Annotated in this window: 24 protein-coding genes; 1 reads left to right on the top strand and 23 read right to left on the bottom strand. The window is 48.5% G+C overall.

The window, feature by feature from the left end; genetic code table 11:
• Nucleotides 1-377 precede the first annotated feature (377 nt).
• Entirely contained in the window at nucleotides 378-1,346 is a 969-nt protein-coding gene (dusA, locus tag OEZ43_19380; GenBank protein ID MDH5547746.1) for a tRNA dihydrouridine(20/20a) synthase DusA, read from the bottom strand.
• 280 nt (nucleotides 1,347-1,626) lie between these two features.
• Between dusA and OEZ43_19375 the strand changes: the two genes are divergently transcribed.
• Entirely contained in the window at nucleotides 1,627-2,988 is a 1,362-nt protein-coding gene (locus OEZ43_19375; protein MDH5547745.1) for a hypothetical protein, read from the top strand.
• Here OEZ43_19375 and recO read toward each other — a convergent pair whose 3' ends face one another.
• The 22 genes from recO to OEZ43_19265 all read right to left on the bottom strand — a co-directional run bounded on the left by recO (nucleotide 2,989) and on the right by OEZ43_19265 (nucleotide 26,511).
• The gene (gene recO, locus OEZ43_19370) at nucleotides 2,989-3,732 is read right to left on the bottom strand and encodes a DNA repair protein RecO (protein ID MDH5547744.1); all 744 of its coding nucleotides are present in this window, start codon (nucleotides 3,730-3,732) and stop codon (nucleotides 2,989-2,991) included.
• Nucleotides 3,722-4,615, bottom strand: a complete 894-nt coding sequence (gene era / locus OEZ43_19365) for a GTPase Era (GenBank protein ID MDH5547743.1) — start codon at nucleotides 4,613-4,615, stop codon at nucleotides 3,722-3,724. The genes recO and era overlap by 11 nt, the downstream gene beginning before the upstream one ends.
• Nucleotides 4,612-5,265 (bottom strand): ribonuclease III, encoded by a 654-nt coding sequence (gene rnc / locus OEZ43_19360; GenBank protein ID MDH5547742.1) that lies wholly within the window; start codon nucleotides 5,263-5,265, stop codon nucleotides 4,612-4,614. Before rnc ends, era begins: the two co-directional genes overlap by 4 nt.
• Nucleotides 5,266-5,313: 48 nt before the next feature.
• Nucleotides 5,314-6,132, bottom strand: a complete 819-nt coding sequence (gene lepB, locus OEZ43_19355) for a signal peptidase I (GenBank protein ID MDH5547741.1) — start codon at nucleotides 6,130-6,132, stop codon at nucleotides 5,314-5,316.
• A gap of 11 nt (nucleotides 6,133-6,143) precedes the next feature.
• Nucleotides 6,144-7,949: a translation elongation factor 4 gene (lepA, locus tag OEZ43_19350; GenBank protein ID MDH5547740.1), complete on the bottom strand. Its 1,806-nt coding sequence runs from the start codon at nucleotides 7,947-7,949 to the stop codon at nucleotides 6,144-6,146.
• A 151-nt stretch (nucleotides 7,950-8,100) separates the two neighbouring features.
• Nucleotides 8,101-9,558 carry a mannose-1-phosphate guanylyltransferase/mannose-6-phosphate isomerase gene (locus tag OEZ43_19345; protein ID MDH5547739.1) on the bottom strand — a complete coding sequence of 486 codons (1,458 nt, stop codon included), beginning with the start codon at nucleotides 9,556-9,558 and terminating at the stop codon, nucleotides 8,101-8,103.
• Nucleotides 9,559-9,571: 13 nt separating this feature from the next.
• Nucleotides 9,572-10,525, bottom strand: a complete 954-nt coding sequence (locus tag OEZ43_19340) for a Wzz/FepE/Etk N-terminal domain-containing protein (GenBank protein ID MDH5547738.1) — start codon at nucleotides 10,523-10,525, stop codon at nucleotides 9,572-9,574.
• Between the two features lie 12 nt (nucleotides 10,526-10,537).
• On the bottom strand, nucleotides 10,538-13,345 hold the full coding sequence (locus OEZ43_19335; protein ID MDH5547737.1) for an SLBB domain-containing protein: 2,808 nt from the start codon (nucleotides 13,343-13,345) through the stop codon (nucleotides 10,538-10,540).
• 18 nt (nucleotides 13,346-13,363) lie between these two features.
• Entirely contained in the window at nucleotides 13,364-14,749 is a 1,386-nt protein-coding gene (locus tag OEZ43_19330; GenBank protein MDH5547736.1) for a hypothetical protein, read from the bottom strand.
• A 245-nt stretch (nucleotides 14,750-14,994) separates the two neighbouring features.
• Nucleotides 14,995-15,261: a ComEA family DNA-binding protein gene (locus tag OEZ43_19325; GenBank protein MDH5547735.1), complete on the bottom strand. Its 267-nt coding sequence runs from the start codon at nucleotides 15,259-15,261 to the stop codon at nucleotides 14,995-14,997.
• Between the two features lie 76 nt (nucleotides 15,262-15,337).
• Nucleotides 15,338-16,030 carry an orotidine-5'-phosphate decarboxylase gene (gene pyrF / locus OEZ43_19320; protein ID MDH5547734.1) on the bottom strand — a complete coding sequence of 231 codons (693 nt, stop codon included), beginning with the start codon at nucleotides 16,028-16,030 and terminating at the stop codon, nucleotides 15,338-15,340.
• 9 nt (nucleotides 16,031-16,039) lie between these two features.
• On the bottom strand, nucleotides 16,040-17,188 hold the full coding sequence (gene lapB, locus OEZ43_19315) for a lipopolysaccharide assembly protein LapB (protein ID MDH5547733.1): 1,149 nt from the start codon (nucleotides 17,186-17,188) through the stop codon (nucleotides 16,040-16,042).
• A gap of 5 nt (nucleotides 17,189-17,193) precedes the next feature.
• Nucleotides 17,194-17,484, bottom strand: coding sequence for a LapA family protein (locus OEZ43_19310; GenBank protein ID MDH5547732.1), 291 nt, complete (start codon nucleotides 17,482-17,484; stop codon nucleotides 17,194-17,196).
• An 85-nt stretch (nucleotides 17,485-17,569) separates the two neighbouring features.
• A complete protein-coding gene (locus tag OEZ43_19305) occupies nucleotides 17,570-17,854 on the bottom strand; it encodes an integration host factor subunit beta (protein ID MDH5547731.1) in 285 nt (94 codons plus the stop codon).
• 200 nt (nucleotides 17,855-18,054) lie between these two features.
• Complete coding sequence (gene rpsA / locus OEZ43_19300; GenBank protein ID MDH5547730.1) at nucleotides 18,055-19,725, bottom strand: 30S ribosomal protein S1; 1,671 nt, start codon at nucleotides 19,723-19,725, stop codon at nucleotides 18,055-18,057.
• Nucleotides 19,726-19,844: 119 nt separating this feature from the next.
• A complete protein-coding gene (gene cmk, locus OEZ43_19295) occupies nucleotides 19,845-20,540 on the bottom strand; it encodes a (d)CMP kinase (GenBank protein MDH5547729.1) in 696 nt (231 codons plus the stop codon).
• Nucleotides 20,537-21,859, bottom strand: coding sequence for a 3-phosphoshikimate 1-carboxyvinyltransferase (gene aroA / locus OEZ43_19290; protein MDH5547728.1), 1,323 nt, complete (start codon nucleotides 21,857-21,859; stop codon nucleotides 20,537-20,539). The genes cmk and aroA overlap by 4 nt, the downstream gene beginning before the upstream one ends.
• Before the next feature lie 2 nt (nucleotides 21,860-21,861).
• Nucleotides 21,862-22,257, bottom strand: a complete 396-nt coding sequence (locus OEZ43_19285; GenBank protein MDH5547727.1) for a glutaredoxin — start codon at nucleotides 22,255-22,257, stop codon at nucleotides 21,862-21,864.
• Nucleotides 22,258-22,269: 12 nt separating this feature from the next.
• Nucleotides 22,270-23,139: a prephenate dehydrogenase/arogenate dehydrogenase family protein gene (locus tag OEZ43_19280; protein MDH5547726.1), complete on the bottom strand. Its 870-nt coding sequence runs from the start codon at nucleotides 23,137-23,139 to the stop codon at nucleotides 22,270-22,272.
• Nucleotides 23,139-24,248, bottom strand: coding sequence for a histidinol-phosphate transaminase (gene hisC / locus OEZ43_19275; protein ID MDH5547725.1), 1,110 nt, complete (start codon nucleotides 24,246-24,248; stop codon nucleotides 23,139-23,141). Before hisC ends, OEZ43_19280 begins: the two co-directional genes overlap by 1 nt.
• 2 nt (nucleotides 24,249-24,250) lie before the next feature.
• Nucleotides 24,251-25,339 (bottom strand): prephenate dehydratase, encoded by a 1,089-nt coding sequence (gene pheA, locus OEZ43_19270; protein MDH5547724.1) that lies wholly within the window; start codon nucleotides 25,337-25,339, stop codon nucleotides 24,251-24,253.
• A gap of 5 nt (nucleotides 25,340-25,344) precedes the next feature.
• Nucleotides 25,345-26,511, bottom strand: coding sequence for a phosphoglycerate dehydrogenase (locus OEZ43_19265; protein ID MDH5547723.1), 1,167 nt, complete (start codon nucleotides 26,509-26,511; stop codon nucleotides 25,345-25,347).

The raw sequence follows: 26,511 nt of genomic DNA, 5'->3' as shown, positions 1-26,511 counted from the left end.
ATTTCCGTATTTTAACTTGTTCGGAAGCCTCATCTTTTGCCCAAAAACTTTATTCAACAAAAGACTTCAAATAACGCCACCGCCACATTTTTTCAAATAATTCCGATCTTTACCATATGATTCTGCGCACTGCGCGTGCTCCACTCAAGGTCAAAGTGCAGCAAAAGCCTGGCCAATAAAACCTCAGGTTCGGCAACAATCTTATGTTTCTATTCAGGTATACCCTCTAACTATCTGGTTTATTTCTTTTAAACCTGACCTACTGGCAATACCCTCTATGCTGTATATCGCTCGTTTCGAGGAATTTCTTTACTTCCATACACAGGATCAGCCAAAACTGAGACGCTTTCCTCAGCTTTTCCTACCCGTGCACCGGATCAGTCTGATTCGATAAAGGAAAGAGCAGTTTCAAGAACGGAAACATTAGCCTGTTTCTTATAGGCATTTTCACTTATATAGCGTCTCCAGGCACGCGCACCTGCGACCCCTTGAAACAAACCCAACAAGTGTCTGGAAATGGCATTCAATGGAATACCAAGATCCAACTGTCGCTGCAGATAGGGATAGAAAGAATGTAGGATTTCGGAACGACTAGGAACAGCGGTGTTTACTCCATAAAGTTGCTGATCGACCTCTGCCAAAAGATATGGATTGTGGTATGCCGCCCGACCTAACATCACACCATCTGTCTTCTCCAGATGATGCTTTACCTGCGTAAGATCGGTAATGCCACCGTTGATAATGATCTCCAGATCCTTTCGTTCCTGCTTCAACCGATAAACATCCTCATAGCGCAGCGGTGGAATTTCCCGATTTTCTTTGGGACTCAAGCCCTGCAACCAGGCCTTACGTGCATGGACGATAAATACCTGACAGCCTCCTTCGGCGACTATATCAACAAAATGTCGCATATCGTCATAGCTATCCATGTCATCTATGCCGATCCGGCACTTCACAGTCACCGGGACGCTCACGGCTTTCTTCATGGCATGGACACATTCAGCAACCAAGGACGGATGTGCCATGAGACTTGCTCCAAACTGCCCGGATTTCACCCGGTCACTGGGACAACCGACGTTGAGATTCACCTCGTCATAGCCATAATCTTCGGAAATCCGGGCACATTGCGCCAATTCTGTTGGATCCGAGCCGCCTAATTGTATGGCGATAGGGTGTTCTTCCTTGTTATATCCCAGCAAATAGTCTCGATCGCCATTGAGTATGGCTCTGGTGGTCAGCATCTCGGTATATAACAATGCCTTGCTCGATAATAGGCGCAGAAAATAACGTTCATGACGATCGGTATATTCCATCATCGGGGCAACACAAAAGCGCCTGGAAATCATCGCCTCTTCCTCGATACATAATTAGGCATAAAAAACACAACTATCTGTATTTAATAGATATATAGAATGCTCATCTTAGAATAAGATTCACTCGCTAGTCTCCTCGAAAGGAAAGTGTCGCGTTGAACCACTATGGGTGATGCACTATACTTGACAAAAAAAGTAATTAAAACCAATCCGTTCGTGGGGCGGCTTCAGTGATGATGATTGATTCTCTCTAGAGTTTCTTCCAAACGGCACGTCTTCCGCATAACTAGAAGTGGGGTTGGGAAGGTGACACATGGCGAAGACAGCTAAAAACAATCGCCGGTCAAATCGCGTACGCTGGCGCAAGCCGTACAGTGTTCGTTTTTTTACGCCCCTCGTTTTACTCCTGACGGTAATTTTCCCTACACTCTCCATTCCGGCACCACCTGTTCCATTCGATGGCTGGAGTAATCGCCGAGGTGTAATTACTGCCCCCTGTCCTCGCGGCTACAGCTGTATTACCAATGTCTCGGACACCGGTATTCTGCAACGCTATCTGACAGATCAACGAACAGGTCGCCGTTTTATACAATTGATCGTGTCCGACGGCGTTCTCCGCACAGATGGAGAAATGATACTCGAGAATTTTGTCGAGATGTCATCCGCGCCTGGTAACGTCGACGGTACCGCGCTAAAACAAATCATCACCCAGCGTGGTGAATACAATATGGACTACTCCATCGTACTCAACACTGGCTGGGCGGATGACCCAAACACGCCAACAGTGGATCTTAGTCAGACAATCACTGATACCACGCCCGAGGGCGTTGGTTTCGATTACACCTTCGACTATACCGCTCATCTAGGGCCAAACGACGCTGTCACCGGTTATTTCTTTGGTATTCGGCAGTCCGTCACCAACTCAGGTCGTTTGAACGGGAGTAACGGGGGTGGACAGGACATACACACATTTGTATTGCGCCGCGCATCTGGAAGCTTTGTCCGTTCAGGTTCGGCCAGTCTTCCTGCAGCGGCAGGTGGTATGGGTGGTGCGGTTGGCGGCGGTGCAGGTGGTGGTGCCGGCGGGGGCATGATGGCAGCGGCATCAAACACAACAGGGGGTACATCCAATACCATCGCACCGCGAGGGAATACGGGGTCCACTCTGGTGAGAGTCAATGGCACCAGTACGGGCGCAGGCGATCCTCCATGCGGCTCAGATCCGCCTACAAACATTAGACCGGGGGAACCACCTCGCTGTAGAGCAGACCCCGCGCCGACTAACCCCGGCTCACAAGGCACAGGAACTGGTGCTGGCGCAGCGGCTCCCGGCGGTACACTCACGGTTCCGCCACGGGGAAGTGGCACCATTCCCGTACCACCTCAACCACCTGGTGCAGGTGGAGGTATTCCCATGGGTATGGGTGGAGGAGGCCCCGCGGGTGGTTCTGTTTCATGGACTGCAGGGAACGAAGTTCAGGTCATTTGGATTGGTCAGGTTTGTCCGGGCTGTGTTGCCGCAGCGATGGGTGGCATGGGTGGCGCAAATGGCTCGTTTTCGTATCAGGCCTATGAAAACCTTTCAACCGGTGCCACAGCTGCCACGCGTACGATTTTTGGTTCTGCGCCGTTTACCTGGACGGACCCACCGTTTGGACCACAGCCGGGCTTATAATTAGGCTTCGGTTTCAACCGTCTGTTGTCGTTTCATCGAAAGATAAAGCTCCCGACTTTTCAGTGGTCGATCCCCTATCAGAGGCTTTAAGGCCAGACGTGTAATTCGTTTCGCAGCCGCGAGGGTCGCGGGATCATCGAAATCGTCACGTGCAAAGGCAAGTAAATGCCGTCCGCAAAAGCTTTCGTTTAAACCCGTTGACTGTAGTTTGGCGCGTACCGGCCCATGTTCAGGTAAATAATAGTAATAGGCGTCGTTTTCTATCTCACTTCCGGTATTTGCTTCGCTCAACAAATTTAATTCATAGCCCAGAGCTTCAAGCATAGATTTTTCAAAAACACGCAGGGCAACTTCGAGATTGTCATGAGTGCGCAAAACCTGAAGCAATTGAGTATATGCGTGGTAGAGAGATTCACAAGGATCTAACGTCGGCAAAACCCTTAAGATCAGCTCATTGACATATAAGGCTCCGACGAGTGCAGTGGAGGATAAGACATGGTGGTGAACCGGTTCCACACCGGTCAAGGTCTTCAATTCACCTTTACCCAGCCAAGATGCTTCGACTTGAAAAAAGGTTTGTAACAATCCACGTTGTTTAGATTTGGCGCTGCGTATACCTTTCGCGACAACTGCAACACGACCATAATCACGTGTCAGTAAATCTACGATGGCGCTGGTGTCCCGATAGGGTCTGAGATGTAATACAAAGGATGGTTGCAGGTCGACTCGATGATCAGTCGTCATCGTTATAGCCCAGACTACGCAAGGCCCTGACATCATCGGACCATCCACTTTTCACTCTGACCCAAGTCTCGAGAAAAACTTTAGCTCCAAATAGCTTTTGCATATCCTCTCTGGCAAGCGTGCCGATTTCTTTTAGCTTTTCGCCTTTCTTACCAATGACAATGCGTTTCTGGCTATCTTTCTCAACCCAAATCAGCGCAGCGATATGCAATCCACCCTGCTCTTCAGTAAATTTTTCGATTTCAACCGTGAGCGAGTAAGGTAACTCCTGCCCAAGTTGACGCATGAGTTTTTCGCGGATCAATTCTGCTGCCAGAAAACGTTCACTCTTATCGGTAATCTGGTCCTCGGGGAAATAGCCTGGTCCTTCAGGAAGAAACGTTTCGATGGTTTTTTCCAACTCATCAACGCCCTTACCCGTTTTAGCTGAAACAGGAACGATGTGCGCGTACGCAAAAGATTCGGCGCTTTTTGCAATGAAAGGCAGCAGTTTTTCCTTGTCCTTAATTTTATCCGCTTTATTGATGACAAGTATTACAGGCGCCGTTTGGCGCTTGATTTGCTGCAAAGCCAGTTCATCTTCATCAGTAAAACGCGTTCCTTCCAGCACCAGCACAACTACATCGACATCAACTAGACTACGCGTCGCCGTGCGATTCATTATACGATTCATCTCCTTGCCGCCTTGTCGATGAATTCCAGGCGTATCTAGATAAATCGTCTGAATGTGGTCGTGAGTTTTTATGCCCAATATGCGATGACGGGTCGTTTGCGCACGACGCGAAGTAATACTAATCTTTTGTCCAAGTATTCGATTGAGCAAGGTAGACTTGCCTACATTCGGACGACCGACGATTGCCACAAATCCACAGTGTGTTATCAACTATCTTTTACCTCTAGTTGTTCCAAGGCCAGTTTTGCAGCTGCCTGTTCTGCTTTTCGACGCGTTCGACCTTCTCCAGTGGCACACTTTTGCAACTCTGGTATCCGGCACTCGACCTTGAACAACTGATTGTGCTGAGCTCCGTCAACAGATAACACAATATATTCCGGCAAAGATTTTTTTTCCGACTGCAAATATTCCTGCAAACGGCTTTTAGGGTCTTTGAGATTGACGTTGGGATCGGCTAGCGCGATGCGCGCTTGATAAAGCCTGAGAATTAATTTTTGACTAGCATGAAAACCGCCGTCTAAAAGAACAGCACCGAAAATTGCCTCTATGCCGTCCGCTAGAATCGATCCCCTGCGGAAACCTCCACTCTTGAGTTCGCCTGAGCCCAGGCGCAAATATTCACCAAGGTCTAGCGTACGCGCTACATCAGCCAGTGTTGCTTCCCGAACCAGATTAGCACGTAAGCGACTGAGTTCGCCTTCTGTTGCTGTGGGGAATCGTTCAAACAATGCCTGTGCAATTACGAAATTGAGTACGCTATCGCCAAGAAACTCGAGACGCTCGTTGTGTCGACTGCCGGCACTACGATGCGTTAGCGCACGAACTAAGTGTGCCTCGTCCTCGAATTCATATTCCAGCATGCCAACGAGTTTTCGGTAATCGAGATTCAAACCAGCCTCTCTCTGAACTTATTCAATAGAATTACCGATTCGCGACCACTCTATGCCGCCTTCGTCAAAATTCCAGTTCATCCAGATCATGAATGCCCGACCGACCAGATTTTCTTCTGGAACAGTACCCCAAAAGCGACTGTCATTACTGTTATCGCGGTTATCGCCCATTACGAAATAGTGGCCTTCAGGTACCAATACTGAACCATTAAAAACCGGCTTACCACTCTCGTGCATAATGGTATGCGAAACACCATCAAGAGTTTCGTTCAGCACCGCCAATCCAGGGATAGGTAAACCAGAATTTCCGATGAACGGTCCCATATCTTTGTGTTCGATGCGTTGACCGTTTACGTACAATACCTTGTTACGATATTCGACGCGGTCACCCGGTAAACCGATAACGCGTTTGATGTAATCGACGCTCGGGTCTTTTGGAAAACGAAATACCACAACGTCGCCACGCTGAGGTAAGCCCGTATCGAGAAATTTAGTATTTATCACTGGCAATCTGACGCCATAACTAAACTTGTTCACCAGAATAAAATCACCCACGCGCAAGGTAGGTATCATGGAACCGGACGGAATACGAAAAGGCTCTACCAGAAATGAACGTAGGAGCAACACAATCAAAATAACGGGAAAGAATGACTTTGAATACTCGACCAGTAGAGACTCTTTGGCCGCCTGTTCCAATTCCTCTTCGCTCGCCGAAGATGCTTCCAATCTGGCTACTTCGACTGCACGCTTTGGCGCCCAGTGATAGATGTCTATCAACCAGACAATACCGGTGATAACAACTGCAATCAGCATTAAGCTCGCAAAATCAAAGTTCACTATTGAATCCCCTATTTGTCCTTACCAACTTGCAATACTGCCAGGAATGCCTCTTGAGGAATTTCTACAGAGCCAACCTGTTTCATGCGCTTCTTTCCTTCTTTCTGCTTTTCCAAAAGCTTGCGCTTACGCGTGGCGTCACCACCGTAACACTTGGCTGTAACATTCTTACGTAATGCCTTTACAGTTGAACGAGCAATAATATGTGAACCGATTGCTGCCTGTATCGCCACCTCAAACATCTGGCGAGGAATAATCTCGCGCATTTTTTCAACCAATTCACGTCCGCGATAAAAAGCCTGTTCACGATGTGTAATCAAAGACAATGCGTCTACCTTGTCTCCGTTGATAAGGATATCCAAGCGCACGAGATCAGCCGCCTGAAAACGTAGAAAGTGATAGTCGAGTGATGCATATCCGCGACTGACCGACTTGAGACGGTCAAAAAAATCGAGCACGACTTCACTCAGGGGTAACTCATAATCCAGCGTCACCTGATTGCCCAAATACTGCAGCTTTTTTTGTACGCCTCGTTTTTCTATACATAGATTAATGACATTACCGACATAATCTTTTGGCATCAGTATGCTGGCGTTGATAATTGGTTCACGCAGCTCATTTATCTTATTCGGTTCAGGAAGATCGGCGGGTTTGTCGATCTGTATCGTTTCCCCACCCTTGAGTTCAATTTCGTAGATAACCGTCGGCGCAGTTGTCACCAGCTCCAGATCATATTCGCGTTCGAGTCGTTCCTGGATAATCTCCATGTGCAAAGTACCGAGAAAACCGCATCGAAAGCCCAGACCCAGGGCCGTTGAATTTTCTGGTTCATAAAACAAAGCCGCGTCATTGAGACGCAACTTGGACAGCGCATCGCGTAGATCTTCATAATGCTCGGCAGTGACCGGAAACAATCCGGCGAACACGCGCGGTTGTATCGGCTTAAATCCTGGTAGAGGCTTATCAGCGGGCTTATCTGCATAGGTTAACGTATCGCCAACAGGCGCGCCGTCAACCTCTTTGATTCCGGCAATGACATATCCGACCTCGCCCGCTCGCAGTATCCCTGTTTCGGTTCGCTTAGGCGAAAAAATCCCAATTGAATCTACTGGGTGCACGCGTCCTGTGGACATCACTTTCAGTTTTTTCTTAACCTCCAAGGTGCCGTTCATCACGCGCACCAATGATACTACCCCAAGGTAATTGTCAAACCAGGAGTCGATAATCAGCGCTTGTAAGGGCGCGTCTCTGTCACCAGACGGTGCCGGGATACGCTGAACCAATTGCTCAAGCAAATCGTTGATGCCGATGCCGGTTTTGGCGCTGACTTTGACCGCGTCACTGGCCCCAATGCCGATGATTTCTTCGACTTCATGAACCACCCGCTCCGGATCTGCGGCGGGTAAATCTATTTTGTTCAGAACAGGCAAAACTTCCAGGCCTTGTTCAATTGCCGTATAGCAGTTTGCTACGCTCTGCGCCTCTACCCCTTGTGAAGCATCGACGACCAGGAGCGCACCTTCGCAGGCAGCAAGCGAGCGAGATACTTCATAGGAAAAATCCACATGCCCCGGAGTGTCAATAAAGTTAAGTTGGTAGGTATTGCCGTCCTTGGAGGTATATTCCAGCGTCACGCTCTGGGCCTTGATGGTAATACCTCGTTCCCGTTCCAGATCCATGGAGTCGAGTACTTGTGAGTCCATCTCCCGCTGTGTAAGGCCGCCACAAACCTCGATAAAGCGATCCGCCAGGGTCGATTTACCATGATCAATATGTGCAATAATGGAAAAATTGCGAATTTTTGCTAGATCTGCCACGTGGTACCGCTACTGATAATGTGTTTGCAACAGGCCCCTGAGGGGGTGGATTTTTGGAAGGCCAAGCATACAACAAAGCGTCGATGCCGTCATTAGGGGATTCCAGCCCGGAAACACAATGGGCTCTTTCAAATCAATCGCTTACAAAGAACTACTGCTTGCGACCGTACTGATCCTCAAATCGAACGATATCGTCTTCTCCAAGATAACTGCCCGACTGCACCTCGATGATCTCCAATGGGATAGTCCCGGGGTTTTCCAAACGGTGGGTGACACCTATTGGGATATAGGTAGATTGATTTTCTGAGAGCAGTGTAACCTCATCACCTCTGGTCACGCGCGCGGTGCCTTTGACCACTATCCAGTGCTCCGCGCGGTGGTGATGCATCTGTAAAGACAAGGCAGCGCCTGGTTTGACCACGATGCGTTTGACCTGGAAACGTTCGCCTACATCAATGCCTTGATAACTTCCCCAGGGACGAAATACATTGCGATGAATATCGGCCTCAGTACGCTTGCGCTCTTTGATCTGGTTGACGATATTCTTCACGTTTTGCGCGTTGTTCATATCGGCAACTAATACTGCGTCGGCAGTTTCTACCACTATCATGTTTTTCAGGCCGACGGTCGTCACCAGGCGGTGATCTGCCAGCACCATGCTGTTTTCGGTACTGTCGGCAATAACATCACCTTTGAAAACATTTCCTGATGCCTGTTTATCACTCACATCCCATAGACTATCCCAGGCGCCGATATCAGACCAACCTGCGTCTAGTGCTACCACCGCACCCTTGAATTGATGGGCCGAATCCGTTGCGAGCTTTTCCATGACGGCGTAGTCGATCGAGTCGCTGGGCGAATCACAAAACGCGCTCTTGTTTAGGCGCACAAAATCCATATCGGACTGGGCATTGTCAACAGCGGCCTGGCAGTTTCGGGCAATATCGGGATTGAACTGAGCGATGGCTTGTTGCCATATTGAGGCCTTCATCAGAAACATGCCGCTGTTCCAGTAAAAATTGCCACTATCGAGATATTGCTTTGCCGTATCTAGGTCTGGTTTTTCGACGAAACGTTTGATCGGATAATGCGGATCACCATCCACTCCTTCGCCACGTTCAATATAGCCGTAACCCGTTTCCGGGCGTGTGGCAACTATGCCAAATGTCACAAGCTGATCTTGTATTGCGAGCTCTGCTGCACGACACACCGCCTCATGAAAACGTTGCACATTGGGAATAATATGGTCAGCAGGCATGACTAACATCAAAGCGTCATCCTGCTTGAGTATGATTTGCGCGGCAGCCGTTAATGCCGGCGCGGTGTTTCGACCTGCAGGTTCCAGGACGATTTTCGCTCCGGCGATGCCGATATCCTGAAGTTGCTGTGCGATCAAAAAACGATGTTCTTCATTGCTGACAAACAGCGCCTTAGACGGATCAGCTTTTATCTTGCTCCCACACTGTAGTCCCTTAACACGGTTGATCGTGTTTTGCAGGAGCGTAAACTCATTGGTCAGCGCTAGCAATTGCTTGGGAAACATCTGGCGCGACATGGGCCACAAACGTGTACCAGAACCGCCACAAAGAATTACGGGTATCAACTGCATATTATTTTGCTCTCTACTTGGCTTCCGCTGCCTGTTCTTTTTGATTACGAATAAAGGAAATAAAGAATGCGAGGAAAACGCCCAGCATCACCCCAACCATACCACCAAGCACTACCATGAGTTTGCGCTTGGGTTTGACACGTTCTTCAGGGACTACGGCGGGATCTATGACCTTAAAGGCAAACTCATCACGAACATTGGCCAGCATACGATTCTTGGACTGGGCCTCAATCAATTGAAACAAGGCCTGACGCATCTCGACTACGCTAGTCTCGCGTAATTGATTTTCAAGATAACGAATGCTCTTTTCGGCTTCGTCTATGGCCCTCTTCTTACGGTTTTCGTTGAGTTTTACAATGAGTTTGTTGGCCCACTGTGCTGCCAGCTCAGGGTCTTTCCATTCAATGGCTACGGTAGTCATACCAGTCTTGGCGTCATTGCTAACGGTTCTGACTTTGTCAAAAACTTTATAGGCATCCCAATCGGTCGGAACGTCCTCTTCGTTTTCCACTTTCCATTTTTTTGCCTGTTCGTCCCACGCATCTTCGAATAGCACTGGCATCAATTTATTTTCGTGGATGAACTCCAACGTAAACTGACGCGAACCCAATATCGCAATGGCCTCTTCACTCTTGCCACCGCCACCGCCTATGTTCACACCGGCGAGTGCAGCGAGGCCTCCAAACTGTCCGGCGAGACCAGAAATACCGCCGCCAGATTCTTCATCTGCCGGCGCGATAGTGACCTCTGCCTGATAAATTTCAGTCGCGACTAACGCTGCAACAATTGCAATCACTGTCGTGAAAAAACTAATGCCCACAATTAGCCACTTAAACTGCATTAACACGCGCCAATAGTCGAGAAGATTGATTTCGTCTTCGTCGTTATCAATAGGCGCCTGAACATAGTACACCGGCTGCATGTTTAGCTTGCCCTGTTCTCCGGCATGTTTTTGCTGTTCACTCATATAAAATGCCTGCTAGTCGAGTATGCCGAGCGTTTTCCACGCTGCCAGTGAGGTCGATAAGTTATACAAAATCTGCGACACACTAGACCAAAGTTTAAGATTGTTCAGTTTATCTGCATCCACCGGTACAACGACAGTGTCGCCGGGTTTGACGTCCGCCGATGGCAAGAACCAATTCTGCTTTGCTAGTTCAACGCCGCCGTTTGCACGTATAACATAGGAATTGGAATAATCTGCGCGGTTAGTCATACCGCCACTCATATTGATATAGTCGATGGGGTCCAGACCTTTACGAAAAAGGTGCGAAGTCGGATGATAGACTTGGCCTATAACACTGACCTCCTGCATGCGTGGAGGAATCGTCAGTGTATCGCCGCCACGTAAAACGATATCGTCGCTGGTGCTGATATCTCCCAAGTCCATGCCGCGTTTTATTCGCGGTAAATCAATAACCAGACGCCCTACGGCGCGCGACTTCTTGAGCTTGTCGAGCACTTGCTGGGCCATTTGGACACTTTCCGTTTCAATCGTATTGTCGCGCTTTTGCTGCTCGGTGATTAGCCCGATTTCCGATTCCAGTGACATCGCCAACTCGTCCAATCGTTTTTGTTCGCGCTGGCGCAATTCTTCGCGGGTAAATACCGCGCCTTCCGCGTATGCGAAAAGTGTTAGTCCACCCACACGTTTCAGCAAGTCACTTAGTGTCTCACCGCGCTGTATCGCATAAGTTCCCGGAAATTTTACCTCGCCACGTATCTCGACTTTGTCCTGCTCAGTCCACAGCGGAATTTCTTTGATATTCAGCAGATCAAACGGCTGCATCAGCAGGTCGGCTTTCTCGTCTCCCGCCAATATTGCATTCAAATCCACTCTGACATGATGAATCCGCCGCGTTTCACCATCCGGCGTATTATAGCGTGTCAATTCCGCTTCCAGCGTGTAAGCGGATTCATTCAGTCGACCACCCGCGCGTATCAAATCGCTTATCCGCATTCCCGCTTCCAATGGATATTCACCTGGACCTCTTACCTGCCCATTGATGCGTACCACCTGACTAGGTTCATTTGACTCCGATTGCCGTTGCAATTGCTGTATAACCGGTGCCAATTGCAAAGTACGTTTTTCGCTTAAATCCAATACCAGAATTTCATCGCGAGGCTGCAATGCGACGTTGTGTTTTCCTTCCGGTGATTTCAATGCTAAACGCATATTGAACGAGATCACATCGAACTCGTCGAAGTATGGCGGTTGATGACGTTTGATAATGACGTAGTCCGAATCTGCATTGGGCTTCAATATGTCTATCGACGAAACAATATCGCTAACCCTGATTCCTTTACGCCACTGAAAAACGTCTTCGTGAAATACCTGTCCTAGCAGCGAAATCCCATTATTACGTTCATCTGCAATGCGTCGGACAACCAGAACGTCTGCATTCTTCAGCTTAAAATCGTGATTCCTATCCACGAGGTTGACATCGAATATGCTGCGAACACTACCGTCGTTGAGACGCTCCAAGCGAAGCGACTTGCGATCTGCGCTGGTTAATAAACCTCCGGCCATATCGACTAGATCATCGACAGTTTCACCTGATCGAATTTCATATATTGCCGGGCGACGAATCTCGCCAGATATTGAAACAGTGGCATCAACAGGCGGCACATGGATGACGTCACCTGGTTGCAATCTGACATCTTTGCGCGAATCGCCCTGTAGCAGAAGATCGTACAAATCCAACTCAGTTACTTTCTTGCCATTTCGTTTCAGACTGATTTGGCGCAATGAACCTATTTCCGAAATACCTTCGGCCTTTAACAAGGCATGGGTAATCGATGCAGCGCCGCTGACCAAATAAGATCCCGGCTTTTCCACCTCGCCGAGTACGAATACACGAAAAGAACGTAGCTCGGCCAAGGTAATATAGGCGCTGACACCGATAAACTGTTTGTCGATACGTTTCTTCAAATCATCTTTGAGTTGATCGAACTCCAAGCCAGCAACCGGTATTACACCAACGCCGGGAAAACTTAAGGAACCATCTCGTGAAACCTGGAGCGTATATTCGAAATTGTCCTTGCCGTATAGCTGAATAAAAACAACGTCACCCGGCCCCATCACATAATCTTTCGGGACTGGGATATCAATTTCCGGCATCAACTCGTTTTGAGTGACGGTTTCATCGTCCGGCTTTCTGAATAGCTCATAGCCGAAAGGTTTCAAGGCCTCCTGACCGATGGGTTCAAGTGGAAGCAGTGTTATTTCGATCTGAAAACGCTGGAGTAAAGGTTCAAGATTCAGACGTGAGCTGGCTTCTTCTTCGGTAAGTCCCGCCAAGGCAATACGCCCCACGCCGGGCATATCCAGCACACCATATTTATCCAGCTTATACAGCATGCGATCAGATTCCGGTTCATACTGGACGGAGGCCTTTTTCTTTACCTCTGCCTGCATGGTTTCCAGCAAGGCCTGAAGGTCTGATTCTTCGCGTTGTTTAAAATTAACCAGCAGCGTATCACCGGGCTTTACACGCAGCGCTTCGTCGACAGCTGGGTCCGTAGCACTAGTCTTATTTGTACTACTCTGGGCTTGTTTTTTATCAACGGCGGCACCTTTCTTAGTCAAAGACGCGCCGCCTTGAGAGACGCCGAATCCGCCACCCAAGGCATTCAATAACTGCTGCCTGTCCCCTTCCGAAAGCGATTGCAACATGCCAAGCTGCGCAGCCGTTATCGCCAGACTAGCCTGCGAAACCAATATTAAAAAAAGAAACAGACCGAAACTCGCGGCCAATCGTGTGGAAGGAAAAAATGTATGCCTCAAAAAATACCTCACTCCCGGTTATTTCTTTCCATGGGGAACAGAAAATTCATAACCTATTGCTAAATCCATAATCGCGGCATCCAATGCCCCGCTATAGGCATGGATATATCCCGCGCTGAGTTCTACACTCCAGGTCTGTTTAATGCGATATCCCAAGCCGAGCATCGGTTGCACTATCATCCCGCCACCCACTGCGATCCCGCCGCCCCCGGCTGCACCGACGAGCAATTCTGCCGAGGTATAGATCGCCGGTGTAAGTGACAAACGCAACCCGCTGCCAACCAAACCTACGGCGTAGCCACCAGCACCACCATCGTATGCCGCCAATGCCTGCCCAGACACAAACCATGACTCTGTGGCGAATGCATCAATTTTCAGATGAACCTGGTCTACGGGGACCGGCGCCAAACCACTGTCTTTACGCCCATTGCCATACCAGTACCGGGCATAGCGCTGCATACCTGCGCGAAGTCTAAAATCGGCCCATTGTAACTGATTTGCTTCGAAATTCTTAGCGGATTTGTTGTTGCTGGGACGCAGCACATCATAGTCGTATGCCAACGCCCCGGTTAGCGCCCATGCGCGAAACTCCCCATCGACGGCAACTATTCGCCCCGCTTCCAGAATGAATTGCCATTGCGAGGACAAGGCGGTTACACCAGCAAGATTGAATCTTGCCAACATGCCGCCCCCGGTATGCACATCTCCACCTCCCGCCGCGCCAAGCTGCAATCCAGTCAGAAATGAAACGGTTTTCAAAAGTGGCCACTCATAGGCACTGCCAATAAAAACCTGCGCAAAGCCGTCGACGCCGCCACCCCAGGCGCCGCCGGTTTCGAAATCGCCCCACCATCGCCCACTCATCGCCTCGCGCCAACGCACACCGACTACGTCCATGCGACTATCTAAGGGTAAGCCGTCCCGGCCTGGCGTGCCACGGTCGGGAAAGTAGGCGTTAATTTGCAGTGCAAACAGCCGGCGATGGCGATTTAGATTTATACCTTCGAGAATTCCCACCGACTGTCGCTGCATACCCGGATAAATAAATGCAGAGAATGATCGCTGGACATGTATCGTTGCCTGATCGCTACGAATCTTGCCATTGGGGAAACGCACGATACTGTACCCAATACCAAGACTCAGATATTTACCCAAATTTAAGCCAAAATCGAGGTGCGGCCTGAACATAAGCCCACCCCCTTGTGGAGCCGCTCCGCCACCGCCACCACCGACAAAGAAACCACTGTCGAAATAGATATGCTCCGTTAGAGGAAAATGCAGCGTTGACTCAAACCCACCAGTAAAAAATCCGCCACGCTCGCCATATACCGCACCATACACGCCCAGGCCAAATCGAAAATTGGGGTGAATACTGACTAGATAATTCCCACCCAGCAATCCCATTCTTTCCTGTTGCGGTAGAAGCAGATGGTCGTACGAAAAAGAATATCTACCATCTATTTGGGTAACAAGAGATTCAGAAGCGTCTTGAGCTGCATAACAGCCAAAGGCGTAGAAAAATAAAAAAAGAGTAGGTAAGAAAAAAGGTTTTTGAATTATCATCCCAGCTACACAATTGTCAGAAAGCAAAAAAGCGCCGTGTGGCGCTTTTTTGCTGAATTGTATAGCTATTTATTTCAATATGCCAACTACTTGTCCGAAGCAAATCGGATTTTCTCCTTGTTGACCTCCAATGTTTTCAGACCAATGCCCTTGACCTTAGCCAGATCCTGAATATCGAAAAACGGTCCGTTATTCTCGCGGTATTGCACAATTGCCGCCGCCTTGCTGGGGCCAACCCCTTTCAGCGTCTTGGCTATGGCATCCGCATTGGCCGTGTTGATATCTATCTGCGACGAAAATGCGACGCCTGAGAACATCAACATCAAGGTCAGTAGTAAAGTCCGAATTTTCATGGTTAATCCCTCCATTTTTATTATTAGTAAATATCAAAGTGAGGTTAAATCTTAGTCTCGATAACTTAGACTAAAATTAACATTCATTAATTTCCAGCAGGACTTTCTCCAGGGCCTGCTGGGGATTATCCGCGCGGGTAATTGGTCTACCGATGACCAGATGACTGGCACCATCCTTTAAGGCTTGCGCCGGGGTAACTATGCGCTTCTGATCATCACTACCTGCCCAGGCAGGTCGAATACCTGGGGTTACTTTCAGAAAATCGTCACCGCATGTCTCACGCAACAGGCTGGCCTCGCGTGCCGAACAAACCACGCCATGCATACCAGACTGTTTCGCGAGTGTCGCGAGACGAGAAACCTGCTCGTCAACGGATTGAGCGATTCCAACTTGCGCTAAATCCTGTGCATCCATACTCGTCAACACAGTTACCGCGATCAGTTGTGTCTTACTTCCAGCCACTGCATTTGCTGCTTCACGCATCATTTTCTCGCCGCCGAGCGCATGAACATTCAGCATCCATACGCCTATATCTGCAGCAACTGCACAGGCTCTAGCAACCGTTGCCGGTATGTCGTGAAACTTAAGATCTAGGAAGATATCAAAGCCAAGGCTTTGAAGCTGTCTTACCACATCAGGTCCGGCCAGAGTAAATAATTCTTTTCCAACTTTCAGACGACATTGTTGCGGATTCATTCGTCTCGCGAAAGAAAGCGCCTCACCAGAACTAGCGAAATCCAAGGCTACTATAATTTTCGAATCGTGCATTTTTTTCACTTAAATAGGTATTACACTTTGCCATTCGCGACAGCTCGGACATTGCCAGTGCAGCGACTTTCCACTAAATCCACAAAGTTCACAGCGATAGCTCCCAAGATGCTCGGTTACTTTATCTAATAACCTCACCACACGGGAAATTATCTGCGCGTTATCACCCTGCGCTTGCTGCCCTATCAAATTCAAGTATCGACTAACCCCGGCCAGACTTATGCCCTCGTCAAGATCAACAAGGCCGTCAGTAGACAATGGCGTCCCAGCTGTTTTCGATTTACGTAATATATCGGCGTGAGTTAGGCGCTTTACGACCTGCAACAAATTATTGCCCGATTTGTGATACCCATCTTGCAACTCTAATTGTTGGTAGCAATCCGCTAATGGCAAAACAATTTCAGAAACGAAACGATCATCCTGACGCGGAATCTTCAACAGTATCTCCACCGCTTTGCCATGATCATTACGGATTGCCGCCGCTCGTGCCAATATTAAATTTGCCCTGACATTTTGACGATTAGTACCTAGGGCATATTTCACGCATCGTTTCACCCCATCCCAGTCCTTGGCTTGAAATGCTTTTTCGGCCAACTCGCAATAATAGTGCGCAAGAGGAATCCGCAGATCAATCTTTGATTTTTTCTGCAACTGCAATCCGACGCTTAACGCCGCGTCCCAATCTCGCTCAAGCTCATAAAGATCCCGCAACAACTCCAACGCTTCTCTATTGAGATGTCGGTCGTGACGAAACTCATTCAAGACTTGCTCAGCGCGATCCAACAATCCGGCTTTTAAATAGTCTTTTCCTAATTCCAATCTGATTTGTGCACGCAAATCGACGTTCAGGTTCGGGCGCGCGAGTAAGTTTTGGTGCAATCGTATAGAACGCTCTACGTCGCCCTGTTGGCGAAACAGGTGACCCAGGGCCAGATGTAATTCAACCGTTTCGCTATTGACTTCCAGCATTTCAATAAAAACATTGAGCGCCTTGTCCGGCTGATCATTTAGTAGAAAGTTAACACCACGATAGTATTGAATGTTGTCGATTGACGAAGATGCGGAATTATTTGCCGACTTGTTAACCGCATGTCGTTGACAGGCTAACCAACCTGATAGAGCTGCGACGGGTAAGAGTAACCAAAACAGGCTCTCCATGAACGTTACGGTTCCTTAACTGGAATAGAACGAAGGTTATTGATTTCTTTTTCATTCACCTTGGCAAGCTTTCGTAAGCGTGCAATCTCAAGTCTCAAGCCAAAAAGTGGGCGCATCATTGCAACGGAGCCCAAAAACGCACCGAAAATCAGGGCACTTATCACCAAAAACGAAAGCGGCAGATTCAATTCGCCGACGTAGTAGTTCAATTGCACAGAATGTGCGTTGATAACAGCAAAACTCAATGCCAATAACAAAACGGCGAAAAGAAAAAGAAGCGTGACGACTTTGTTCATTAGCCTATACCCGCGTTAAACATTTTGGAATCAAACAGCGCGAAACACGGTAATACTAACAAACTTGCTGATATGTGAGTATTTCTTATTTAGTTTCAGTCACGCGTTCGCGCAACTCCTTGCCCGGCTTGAAGTGAGGAACATATTTTCCCGCCAGTGGCACGGGTTCGCCCGTCTTCGGATTTCGTCCCATCCTGGGTGGACGGAAATGCAGTGAAAAACTGCCAAATCCTCTGATTTCAATTCTGTCTCCAGTAGCGAGTGCCTGAGTCATCTGTTCCAGAATTGTCTTTACAGCGAGTTCAACATCCCTGAACGCCAGCTGTGATTGTTTCTTTGCCAGAGCTTCCATCAGCTCTGACTTGGTCATGGTCGTTTCTTGTGCGCTTCCACTATCCATAAACAAGCCACCATCTATTCCGAGTTAAGATTTGTGCCAAACCCTGATTGAGACCCCCAAAAGAATCATCAATCTAATCATACAGTTAGCTTTTAAAAAAAAGCAAGCAAAAAAAAGCGTGTGAGAAAACTCACACGCTTTTTTAGCACAAATCAAGCCAGGATAAGGTGTTAGCTCTTACTTTCCATCTGCTCTTTCAGCAAATCACCCAAAGTGGTTGTTGCTGGGGCGCTGGACTTGTAATCACTGATAGCTTCCGCTTCTTCATGCATGTCTTTCGCCTTGATCGACAGGCTGATAACGCGATTCTTGCGGTCTACACCGATGAATTTCGCTTCAACTTCCTGACCAATAGACAATGCATTGCGTGCGTCTTCGATACGCTCGCGGGAAATTTCAGATGCTCTCAACTGACCCTCAACACCGTCACCCAAGTCGATAGTGGCACCTTTGGCGTCAACATCAGACACCTTACCAGTGATGATGCTGCCCTTAGGATGTGCCGCCATGAAATTGGCGAAAGGATCTTGCTCAAGCTGTTTGATACCTAAAGAGATACGCTCACGTTCCGCGTCGACAACCAGGATGGTAGTTTCAACTTCATCACCCTTCTTATAGCGACGCAAGGCATCTTCTTCTGATTCGTTCCAGGAGATATCAGACGCGTGGACCAGACCATCGATACCACCGTCCAGACCAATGAAGATACCGAAATCAGTAATTGATTTGATCTTGCCAGCGATGCGATCACCCTTGTTGTGCTTGGAAGCAAAATCTTCCCAAGGATTGGCCTGACACTGCTTGATACCAAGAGAAATACGACGACGCTCTTCATCGATGTCGAGTACAACAACTTCAACTTCATCACCCAGCTGTACGACTTTGCTTGGGTGGATATTCTTGTTCGTCCAATCCATTTCAGAAACGTGAACCAGACCTTCAACACCGTCTTCGATTTCAACGAAACAGCCGTAATCAGCGATATTGGTAACCTTACCAGTAAGACGCTTGTCAACCGGGTAACGGCGAGCGATATCCGCCCAAGGATCTTCACCCAGCTGCTTCATGCCTAAGGAAACGCGGTTGCGATCACGATCAAACTTCAGTACGCGTACATCGATTTCATCGCCAACCTTGACGATTTCACCTGGATGCTTAACGCGCTTCCACGCCATGTCAGTGATGTGCAACAGACCGTCAACACCGCCCAGATCAACGAAAGCACCGTAGTCAGTAAGATTCTTAACGATACCCTTGACCACCTGGCCTTCCTGCAGATTCTTGAGCAACTCATCGCGCTCAACACTGCTTTCTGATTCAACCACTGCGCGACGTGATACCACGACGTTGTTACGACGGCGGTCGATCTTGATAACTTTGAATTCGAGTTCTTTGCCTTCCAGATAAGAAGGATCACGTACTGGGCGTACATCTACCAGTGAACCTGGGAGGAACGCGCGTACGTCGGAGATTTCAACAGTAAAACCACCTTTAACCTTGTCGGTGATAATACCTTTGACTGTTTCGTTCGCTTCGCTGGCCTTCTCAAGCATAATCCATGTCTGGGCACGCTTGGCCTTTTCGCGGGAGAGACGCGTCTCACCAAAGCCGTCTTCCAGAGAATCCAGAGCCACGTCGACTTCGTCACCGATCGTAACTTCCAGTTCTCCTCTTTCATTGAAGAACTGCTCTATGGGAATAACGCCTTCGGACTTTAATCCGGCGTTGACGATTACGAAATCGCCTTCGATGCTAACAACCTGACCGCTAATTATAGAGCCAGGAGCCATTTTATCGTTGGTAATACTTTGCGCGAAAAGTTCAGCGAAACTTTCAGTCATTTGATGTTCAACCTATAAACTCTCAACGAGAGTTCGTGTGTTTAAGTGAAAAATACAAATAAGTATAGCAACCTCTTCCCCATAATTCGGAGGAGGCTCCACCACTTATTCAACCTAAGTTAAAGATTAAAGCGCGATTTGACTAGATCCCGGATACGTTCCTCGACTTCGATTACCCCCATTTCGGTAGTATCGACGACGACAGCATCATCCGCTGGAACCAGAGGTGAGGCGCTACGGTTCATATCCCGCTCGTCCCGTGCCTTGATATCGGCCAAAATCTGCGCAAGGTTAGCACCGAGCCCCTTGTTTTTCAACTGCTTCGCCCGTCTTTTGGCCCTTTCTTCGGCACTTGCAGTGAGGTATATCTTTAGCTCAGCATCGGGAAAGACGGTGGTACCCATGTCTCTTCCATCACAGACCAGGCCTGGAGAAATACGGAAATCCCGTTGCCGCTGCAGTAGCGCAGCCCTAACCTTTTGTAATACCGCCACTTTCGAAGCAGCAGCCCCTGCGGCCTCTGTACGCAACTCCGCTCCAACATCCTCATCTTCTAAATAAGTATAGTGGAGGATCTCCTCGCCTACGCGCTTCACGGCAAATTGGGCATCTAGCTCCCGGGCAATCTTTTCCAGAGCCTCTTCGTTATCTAATGACACGTCATGCTTGCTGGCAGCTAAACCAACCAGTCGATAAAGTGCGCCACTATCGAGAAACTCCCAACCTAGCTCATTGGCCAGACGCGCGCCGATGGTGCCTTTTCCAGAACCGCCGGGCCCATCGATGGTGATTACAGGTACGGCTTCCTCTGTCACAAGGAATTCACCTTCAAACTCAAACCTGCCCCATTTACAATTTCGACGAAATTTGGAAATGATGTCGCCACATTTGCACAATTATCAATTACGATCTCTCCAGAAGCTCGCAAAGCGGCCATTGCAAAAGACATCGCAATACGGTGGTCACCATGACTGTCAACTCTGCCGCCATTCAATTGACCGCCATTGATGATCATGCCGTCTGGCGTGGCTTGGGCATCGACACCAAGAGCGATAAGTCCATCGGCCATAACCTGAATACGATCACTTTCCTTAACACGCAACTCTTCCGCACCTGTCAGGACTGTCTTGCCTTCGGCGCAGGCAGCCGCAACAAATAAGGCTGGAAACTCATCAATAGCCAGCGGTACCAGATGTTCAGGAATTTCGATACCATTGAGCTTCGCCGAGCGCACTACGATGTCGGCAACCGGTTCGCCGCCGGCCATACGCTCATTTTCCAGCGTCAGATCAGCACCCATGAGCTTGAGAATGTCAATGACACCAGTGCGCGTCGGGTTAATACCGACATGGGTCAATCGTATTTCTGAATTAGCGGCGATACTTGCGCCCACAAGGAAAAACGCGGTTGAAGAGATATCGGCGGGTACTTCAATAGTCGTGGCTTTCAGCCGTCCGCCACCCTGGACACTGACGTGATTACCTTTCACCTCTACGTTGTATCCAAAAGCGCGCAACATTCGTTCAGTATGATCGCGAGTCACACCGGGTTCTGTTACTGATGTTTCACCCTGTGCATAAAGTCCCGCAAGCAATAAACAGGATTTCACCTGCGCACTCGCCATAGGCATATCGTAATGGATGCCTTTTAAGGTCTGACCACCGTGGACATGTAAAGGAGCACAACCTTTGTCAGTAGTATCAATTTTCGCGCCCATCGTCGCCAACGGGTCAGTTACGCGACGCATGGGTCGACCAGACAAACTGCTATCGCCGACTAATGTGGAATCAAATTTCTGACCCGCAAGTAGACCAGCCATTAAGCGCATCGATGTTCCTGAGTTTCCTAAATCCAACGGCTTATTAGACGGTCTCAAACCGTCGATACCGACACCATGTATGGTGACGCGACCTTTGTCTGGCCCTTGTATTTTCACACCCATGTCACGAAAAGCACGCAAGGTGGCGAGACTATCTTCGCCTTCGAGAAAACCACTGACTTCGGTAACGCCGTCGGCCAGAGAACCGAGCATAATACTGCGATGAGAAATCGATTTGTCACCAGCGACACGAATATCGCCATTTAATGCGCCGCCAGAGGAAACGCGGTACTGAATATTTTTACTTGATGACATATTTAACCAGCCGATGAGCCTTGCACGGCTTCTGTAGAACCAAACCTACTTTGCAAAAACTGCTTGATGTCACTGGATTCGTACATCCACTCCACTTTGTCTGGTCCATGCTCAATACGCAGACAGGGTACCTGGTACTTTCCACCATAGGCGATCAACTCAGCTTTCGCCGCCGCATCACGACGCACATCGCGCGTGCGAATATTTAGACTCTGCTTTTTCATTGCATGTCGAACCATCACACAAAATGGACAGGTATGTAATTGATATAGCGTCATGCCTTGCGTTGCTTCATCCAGCACACGCTGAGCCTCATGGCTGCGCCCTACGCCTCTCGGCGCCATTATCCATTCAATTACAAGAATAATTCGCCCTAATATCCAACGAATCAGTTTCACTTGGCCTCCTGTTTAAACCACCACATTAGTGTCTCTTAATTGTTTTGCGCGCTGCAGTATTGTCTTTACTGCCTCACCGTTTTTACTTCGAATAGCGTCTTCCAGAGTATCCAGTTCTTTTCGGAACAGGTGCAATACATGAATTATGGCGTCACTATTATGCAAACAAATGTCCCGCCACATCTCCGGATCACTGGATGCGATCCGCGTAAAATCACGAAAACCACCTGCTGCAAAGCGAAAAATCTCTTTACGCTCCTGCATACGCCCAAGGGTATCGACCAGGGCAAAGGCCAGTACATGAGGGATATGACTGGTCGCTGCAAGCACCTCATCATGGTGATGGGCATCCATCATCGCAACTTCAGCACCGACACCTTCCCATAATTTGCGAAGCTTGTCGATGGCCCAGGGAGCGCTTTGTGGAACGGGCGTCAATATGGTGCAACGATGCTCAAACAATTCAGCAAACGATGCCTTTACGCCACTTTTTTCCGTGCCTGCAATTGGATGACCTGGGACAAAACCCTCTGGCAATTCGTCCCACACCTGCGCTGCATCGTCTACCACGCTTTGCTTTGAACTACCTACATCAGTAATCAACGCATCTTTGCGCACATGTGGTTTGATCATTAAAAACAGGTCACGCATTGCCCCAACGGGGGCAGCCAATACAATTAGATCCGATTTTTCCACTGCCTGTGCAATGTCAGACTCAAAAGAATCGATTACACCGAGTTCTACCGCCAATCGCAGTTGTTCGATGTCTCGACCATAACCGACTATTTCAGCACACAACTCCTTGGCACGTGCTGCGCGCGCCAAAGATCCGCCAATCAGGCCTACACCAATGACGGTCATGCGCTCAAAAAGCGCTGGCATCAGCCCAGCACCTCTTTCAACGCGTTCACGAAGCGTCCGTTTTCCTGCGGCGCACCTATGGTCACTCGTATAAAATTCTGCATGTCGTAATTGCTGACAGGTCGTACAATCACGCCTTTTTGCAACAGTGCTTCGAACACTTCAATATCAGAACGTCCGACATCCACACATACGAAATTTCCCACCGACGGGATATAGTTCAAACCCATTTTTTTAAATGTGGCGCAAACCGATTTCATACCTTCGGCATTTGTTGAGATAGATTTTTTTAAATGGGATTCGTCTTTAAGGGCAATCGTCGCTGCTTCCATCGCCAGACTGTTTACATTAAAGGGGGGGCGCACGCGGTTTAGCAAATTGGCGAGGTCTGGATGACATGCGCCATAACCAACACGAAACCCGGCCAGACCAAACGCTTTGGAAAAAGTCCGTGTTACCATGAGATTAGGGTAACGGTCCAGCCAATCCATCGCGGTGTCATAGCTTGATTCGCTGACGTACTCAAAATAGGCCTCATCGATGACCACCACCACCTCAGCGGGCACGTTATTGAGAAACGATTCGATATCACTCGCTGCCAACCACGTACCAGTTGGGTTATTGGGATTGGCAATGAAAACAACTTTGGTTTTCTTCGTAATCGCATTCGACATGGCATTAAGATCATGTCCCCAATCCTTGGCTGGGGTAACTACGGCCTTTCCCGCGACCATTTGCGTCAAGATTGGATACATTGCGAAAGAATATTGGGAAAAAACGACTTCATCACCAGGATTAACCAATGCACGAACGACAAATTCGATTGCATCGCTAGAGCCATTTCCCAACACAATCTGTGCTGCATCCAGGCCATACTTCTTTCCCAGCGCATTCTTCAATTTAAAACCATTGCCGTCGGGATAGCGGGAGGCATCTTTTAATAAACTCTGTACCGCGTGTATAACCGCAGGACTTGGTCCGAGTGGGTTTTCATTAGAAGCCAACTTGACCGCATCACGGATTCCGTATTCACGCTCCAGTTCTTCAAGCGGTTTACCCGGTTGATAGGGTTTCAGTCCTTTTACGCCAGGCGTCGCCATGGCCAAAAAACGATTTTCGATGTCTGACATAGTTAGAACACTACCTGAGGGTAAGAACCTAAAATCTTGATCATGGATGTGGCCTTGCGCAAATCTTCAAGCGCGGCCTGAATCTTGGGGTCCTCGCAGTGACCCTCAATATCAACAAAAAAAACATAGTCCCAAATACCGCGTTTTGAAGGACGCGATTCAATACGTGTCATATTGATGCCATGTTTTTTCATTGGTTGCAAAACGGAGTATAACGAACCCGGCTTGTTGCCTGCAGATAGCATCAAAGAAGTTTTATCCCGTCCGCTAGGCCGGGTTTCCTGCTTTCCAATCACCAAAAACCGCGTGGTGTTTTGCGGCTCGTCTTCTATATTCCTGGCCAATATTGATAGTTGATAGAGTTCGGCAGCCGTGTCGCCCGCTATCGCTGCCGTGCCACTTTCTTTTGCCGCCAGCTCTGCCGCTCTGCCATTGCTACTGACAACGCGATGTTCGATACCCGCCATATTGGCATTCAACCATTCACGGCATTGTGCAAACGATTGTTGATGGGAATAAATAACATTGATATCACGAATTTCTGATACACGGCTCAACAACTGATGATGGATACGCAACTCGACTTCGCCACAAATTTTCAACGGCGAACGTACAAACATATCTAGCGTATGATTAACCATACCCTCTGTTGAGTTTTCTATCGGCACCACGCCATAGTTGGCGGCTCCAGACTCTACATCGCGAAAAACTTCGTCAATCGCTGTCGCCGGTCGCGTCTTTACTGCATGTCCAAAATGCTTTACTGCGGCTGTGTGAGTATAAGTCCCTTCAGGCCCCAGATAACTAATTTCGAGCACTTTTTCGAGGGCGAGACAGGCAGAGATAATTTCACGAAACAGACGTGCCATGGTGTTATCTTCCAGGACACCTGCATTACGCTCCTTAATCCGCCCTAGTATCTGGGCTTCGCGTTCAGGGCGATAGAACACGTCACTACCGCTTTCTTCCTTGATTTTTGCTACTTCTTTAGCCTGTAACGCACGCTCAGTGATCAAGCCCTGTATTTGTTCATCGATCGCGTCGATGCGCGTGCGTATGTCATTGAGCTTTTCTTCTTCTGAGCGAGACATAAAGACTAGCCAAGCACTCTCACATTAAGCACACCCTCAATGGAAGACAAAGAAGCCACTACATCATCACTCGGCTTCTGATTCACATCCAATAAGGTATAAGCGATATCACCACGGGATTTGTTCAACAAATCGTTGATGTTGATTCCCGCATTGGCCAGACAAGTGGTGATCTGGCCCACCATATTAGGCACGTTTCGATTGGCCAGCGTCAGGCGTACACCCTCACTGCGCGGCATCACAACTTCCGGGAAGTTAACGGAATTAACAATGTTTCCGTTTTCGAGATAGTCTTTGATCTGATCGGCAACCATTACAGCGCAATTGTCTTCCGCTTCTTCTGTCGATGCACCCAAGTGTGGAAGATTGATCACATTAGGCACGTTTTTGGTCAGGTTACAGGGAAAGTCAGTAACATAGGCCTTAATTTTTCCACGACCCAAGGCGTCAATGACGGCCTGGTCATCTATGATTCCACCACGGGCAAAATTCAGTATGGTGACACCATCGCGCATTAACTTAATACGATCCGCGTTAATCAGATTTTTCGTCGCGTCTACCAATGGAACATGAAAAGTGACAAAGTCCACGCGAGACAATAAATCGTCTACGCTACTCGCCTTTTCCACATTGGCAGACAACTGCCATGCGCCTTCAACAGTGATACCTGGATCAAAACCGATAACATCCATACCAAGCGCAATGCCAGCATTGGCAACCTGGCGACCGATAGCGCCGAGTCCGATAACACCTAGCGTCTTTCCAGCCAGTTCAAAACCTGCATATTCTTTCTTACCTTGCTCCACCAGCTTGTTCAGTGTGGCATCATCACCTTCCAAACGAAGTGTGTAATCCCAGGCGCGGCAGATATTACGTGCTGCCAATAACATTCCCGCAATGACCAATTCCTTTACGGCGTTGGCATTTGCACCTGGAGCATTGAAGACAGGAATACCCTTGCCACTCATTTTTTCGACAGGAATATTGTTGACGCCTGCACCAGCACGACCGACACACTTCAGTGTCGACGGAATATCCATGTCATGCATTTTGAAAGAGCGCAACATAATGGCATCGGGGTGTTGAATTTCAGAGGCCACTTCATAATGACTACGTGGCAAACGCTCCAGCCCCTTTACCGAAATATTATTGAGTGTTAACACTTTGTACAT

It is taken from the genome of Gammaproteobacteria bacterium, assembly GCA_029881255.1.
Lineage (GTDB): Bacteria > Pseudomonadota > Gammaproteobacteria > S012-40 > S012-40 > JAOUMY01.
The sequence above is the reverse complement of the archived record's forward strand: the minus strand, read 5'-3'. Positions and strand labels throughout refer to the sequence as shown.

Bases quoted from the DNA above. Each gene is read 5' to 3' on its own strand.
- pheA (MDH5547724.1), bottom strand. From the start codon at position 25,339: ATGTCTCGCTCAGAAGAAGAAAAGCTCAATGACATACGCACGCGCATC.
- rnc (MDH5547742.1), bottom strand. From the start codon at position 5,265: ATGCTGGAATATGAATTCGAGGACGAGGCACACTTAGTTCGTGCGCTA.
- OEZ43_19345 (MDH5547739.1), bottom strand. From the start codon at position 9,558: ATGCAGTTGATACCCGTAATTCTTTGTGGCGGTTCTGGTACACGTTTG.
- OEZ43_19340 (MDH5547738.1), bottom strand. From the start codon at position 10,525: ATGAGTGAACAGCAAAAACATGCCGGAGAACAGGGCAAGCTAAACATG.
- OEZ43_19310 (MDH5547732.1), bottom strand. From the start codon at position 17,484: ATGAACAAAGTCGTCACGCTTCTTTTTCTTTTCGCCGTTTTGTTATTG.
- OEZ43_19325 (MDH5547735.1), bottom strand. From the start codon at position 15,261: ATGAAAATTCGGACTTTACTACTGACCTTGATGTTGATGTTCTCAGGC.
- OEZ43_19280 (MDH5547726.1), bottom strand. From the start codon at position 23,139: ATGCCAGCGCTTTTTGAGCGCATGACCGTCATTGGTGTAGGCCTGATT.
- rpsA (MDH5547730.1), bottom strand. From the start codon at position 19,725: ATGACTGAAAGTTTCGCTGAACTTTTCGCGCAAAGTATTACCAACGAT.
- OEZ43_19330 (MDH5547736.1), bottom strand. From the start codon at position 14,749: ATGGGATTGCTGGGTGGGAATTATCTAGTCAGTATTCACCCCAATTTT.
- lapB (MDH5547733.1), bottom strand. From the start codon at position 17,188: ATGGAGAGCCTGTTTTGGTTACTCTTACCCGTCGCAGCTCTATCAGGT.
- pyrF (MDH5547734.1), bottom strand. From the start codon at position 16,030: ATGCACGATTCGAAAATTATAGTAGCCTTGGATTTCGCTAGTTCTGGT.
- OEZ43_19375 (MDH5547745.1), top strand. From the start codon at position 1,627: ATGGCGAAGACAGCTAAAAACAATCGCCGGTCAAATCGCGTACGCTGG.
- dusA (MDH5547746.1), bottom strand. From the start codon at position 1,346: ATGATTTCCAGGCGCTTTTGTGTTGCCCCGATGATGGAATATACCGAT.
- OEZ43_19305 (MDH5547731.1), bottom strand. From the start codon at position 17,854: ATGACCAAGTCAGAGCTGATGGAAGCTCTGGCAAAGAAACAATCACAG.
- hisC (MDH5547725.1), bottom strand. From the start codon at position 24,248: ATGTCAGACATCGAAAATCGTTTTTTGGCCATGGCGACGCCTGGCGTA.
- aroA (MDH5547728.1), bottom strand. From the start codon at position 21,859: ATGTCATCAAGTAAAAATATTCAGTACCGCGTTTCCTCTGGCGGCGCA.
- recO (MDH5547744.1), bottom strand. From the start codon at position 3,732: ATGACGACTGATCATCGAGTCGACCTGCAACCATCCTTTGTATTACAT.
- OEZ43_19265 (MDH5547723.1), bottom strand. From the start codon at position 26,511: ATGTACAAAGTGTTAACACTCAATAATATTTCGGTAAAGGGGCTGGAG.